4 protein-coding genes are annotated in these 2,987 nt (G+C 68.8%); 2 read left to right on the top strand and 2 right to left on the bottom strand.

Annotated elements, in window-relative coordinates; genetic code table 11:
- Positions 1-76: 76 nt before the first annotated feature.
- Both QMX83_RS20955 and QMX83_RS20960 read right to left on the bottom strand, forming a co-directional pair.
- Positions 77-823 (bottom strand): sulfurtransferase, encoded by a 747-nt coding sequence (locus QMX83_RS20955; protein WP_282298553.1) that lies wholly within the window; start codon positions 821-823, stop codon positions 77-79.
- Positions 824-832: 9 nt separating this feature from the next.
- Positions 833-1,198 carry a DUF6164 family protein gene (locus QMX83_RS20960; RefSeq protein ID WP_282298554.1) on the bottom strand — a complete coding sequence of 122 codons (366 nt, stop codon included), beginning with the start codon at positions 1,196-1,198 and terminating at the stop codon, positions 833-835.
- 64 nt (positions 1,199-1,262) lie between these two features.
- On the opposite strand from QMX83_RS20960, the gene QMX83_RS20965 reads away from it, so the two are divergent.
- Positions 1,263-1,703, top strand: coding sequence for an FKBP-type peptidyl-prolyl cis-trans isomerase (locus QMX83_RS20965; protein WP_282298555.1), 441 nt, complete (start codon positions 1,263-1,265; stop codon positions 1,701-1,703).
- A 2-nt stretch (positions 1,704-1,705) separates the two neighbouring features.
- Positions 1,706-2,947, top strand: coding sequence for a TIGR03862 family flavoprotein (locus tag QMX83_RS20970; protein WP_282298556.1), 1,242 nt, complete (start codon positions 1,706-1,708; stop codon positions 2,945-2,947).
- Positions 2,948-2,987 lie beyond the last annotated feature (40 nt).

A 2,987-nucleotide genomic window follows, 5' to 3' on the forward strand; every position in this document is an offset into this window, starting at 1 on the left:
CGGCCGGCGCTACCAATGCTTCAGACCCGGTAGCGCCGGCCGTTGGCCGGCCCAGGCGATACCTGATTTGCTCGTATCAAACCGTTTCCGAATCCACCAGCGGCTTCAGCTCAGCATCCAGCGCCACGCGCTCGTCGAACACGAAACAACGCCCCTCATACCCTTCCCCGCCCACTTCCTCGAAGTAGCCGAGGATGCCGCCGTCCAGCTGCAGCACGTTGTCCATGCCATCGTTGCGCATCCACAGCGCGGCCTTCTCACAGCGGATGCCGCCGGTGCAGAAGCTGACCACGGTACTGTCGCGCAGCGCCTCGCGGTGCGGGGCCAGCGCCTCGGGCAGATCGGTGAATTTGGTGATCGGCAGCACCAGCGCGTTCTGGAAGGTGCCGTACTCGATCTCCTGCACATTGCGGGTGTCGAGCATCACCACCGGCTTGCCGGCGTCATCGTGCCCCTGGCGCAGCCAGCGCTGCACGGTGGCGGGGTCCACCGCCGGTGCGCGCGGGAAGTCCAACGGCTGGCCATCATCAATGCGGAAGCTGATGATTTCCGGCTTGACCTTGGCCTTGAGCCGGGCAAACGGCTGCATCTGGCTGTAGCTGGTCTTCACCCGCATCCCGTCAAAGCGCGCATCTTCGGCCAGCGCGGCATAGAAGCCATCGATGCCGTCCTGGCTGCCGGCCAGGAACAGATTGATGCCCTCCCCCGCCACCAGAATGGTGCCGCGCAGCTCGCCGGCTTCCGCGCGGGCGAGCAAGGTGGCGCACAGCGCCTGCGGATCGGCGATGTCGGTGAAATGGTAGGCGGCGGTATTGGCGATCATCCGCCCATTTTAGCCGCGCAGCAGCACGAACGGCAGCAGCACCAGGGCGGCGGCGGCCAGCATGCCCAGCAGCACCAGCACCACGAACACCGGCCGCGCCCGCAGCAGGCTGCCGAAGGTCTCGGCGGTGCCGTCGCGCAGCGCGGCCTGGCGCTCGGCGCGGACCCGCTCACCGCGGGCCTGCTGGTACTCGGCCATCAAGGCCTTGGCCCGTGGCTGGTCGGCGTCGTCGCGGATCCAGATGCCGCCCCAGGAAATGCCCCAGGGGCTGGGCTCGGTGCGGTAATGGGCGATGCCCGCCTCGTCCAGCAGCGCGGTCACGTCCTCGATTTCATCGTCTGCGACATTGCGCAGGTTGAGCAGCAGTTTCGACATGGGCCCATGATAGCGCCCGGCGATGCGCTACCCTTGCGTCCCCTGTAAACCTCCCGGTGCCGCCATGCGTCGTCTGCCGAAGCTGTTGATCGCCCCCTTGCTGTTGTCGCTGCTGGTCGGCTGCACGCCGCCGGGTCCGCCGCCGGGTGGCACGATTGCCGCCTTCGAGAAGATCGACACCCAGCCGGGCACCGGTGCGGAAGCCACCCCGGGCAGCACCATTTCCGTGCATTACACCGGCTGGATCTACGACGAGCGCGCTGCCGACAAGCACGGTGCCAAGTTCGACAGCTCGCTGGACCGCGGCGACCCGTTCAGCTTCCAGCTGGGCCAGGGCCGGGTCATCAAGGGCTGGGACGAGGGCTTTGCCGGCATGAAGGTCGGCGGCAAGCGCACCCTGATGATTCCCGCCGAGTATGGCTACGGTGCCGGCGGTGCCGGTCCGATTCCGCCGAACGCCTCGCTGGTGTTCGACGTGGAGCTGCTTGCGGTGAAGCCGCGCTGACCATGACCAACACGCAGCACCCTGCCCGCGTGGCCATCATCGGCGGCGGACCGGCGGGCCTGATGGCCGCCGAAACCGTGCGCGCCGCCGGCCACACGGTGGACCTTTACGAAGCCAAGGGCTCACCCGGGCGCAAGTTCCTGATCGCCGGAAAGGGGGGCCTGAATCTCACCCATTCCGACCCGCCGGCGCTGTTCGTCAGCCGTTACCGCGAGCGCGCGGAACAGGTGGGCGCATGGCTGGCCGACTTCGACGCCGAGGCACTGCGTGCGTGGGCGCTGGGCTTTGGCGTGGAAACCTACGTGGGCAGTTCCGGCCGCGTCTTTCCGGTCGACCGCAAGGCGGCCCCGCTGCTGCGCGGCTGGGTGCGTCGGCTCAAAGACCAGGGCGTGCGCTTCCATGTGCAGCACCGCTGGACCGGTTGGACCGCTGACGGCGCACTGCGCCTGCAGACACCCGACGGCGAGGTCAGCGTGCAGGCCGACGCGGTGGTACTGGCCATGGGTGGCGGCAGCTGGCCGGAACTGGGCTCGGACGGGGCCTGGGTGGCACCGTTGCAGGCGCACGGCGTGGACATCGCGCCGTTGAAGTCCGCCAACTGTGGCTTCGATATCGACTGGACCGACTATTTCCGCGAGCGCCAGGCCGGTGCCCCGCTCAAGCCGGTGGTCGCGCACTGGACCGCATTGGACGGGACGCCGCAGACCTTGCAGGGCGAGTGCGTGATCACCGCCCATGGCATCGAGGGCAGTCTGATCTACGCGCTGGCCGCCGACCTGCGCGACACCCTCGCCCGCGACGGCCAGGTCCAACTGCACCTGGACCTGCTGCCGGGTCAGACCGAGGCGCAGCTGCTGGACAAGCTGCGCAAGCCTCGGCAGGGCCGCAGCTTTGGCGAGCACCTGCGTCGCCACCTGGGCCTGGGCGGGGTGAAGTCGGCCCTGCTGTTCGAGGTGCTGGGCAAGGAGGCCGGTCAGCTGCCGGCTGAGCACGTGGCCGCAGCGCTGAAGCGGCTGCCGTTGTCGCTGCTGCGTCCGCGCCCGATGGATGAGGTGATCAGCACCGCGGGTGGGGTGCGGCTGGAAGCGCTGGATGACGCGTTGATGCTGCGCGCCCTGCCCGGCACGTTCTGTGCCGGGGAGATGCTGGATTGGGAAGCACCGACCGGCGGGTATCTGTTGACCGCGTGTTATGCAAGCGGGTTGCGGGCTGGGCGTGGGGTGGTGGCGTACCTGGACCCGTAGCGCCGGCCGTTGGCCGGCCCACGGACCGCCTGGGCCGGCC

The organism is Stenotrophomonas sp. PS02289 (genome assembly GCF_029960115.1).
Classification (GTDB): Bacteria; Pseudomonadota; Gammaproteobacteria; order Xanthomonadales; family Xanthomonadaceae; genus Stenotrophomonas.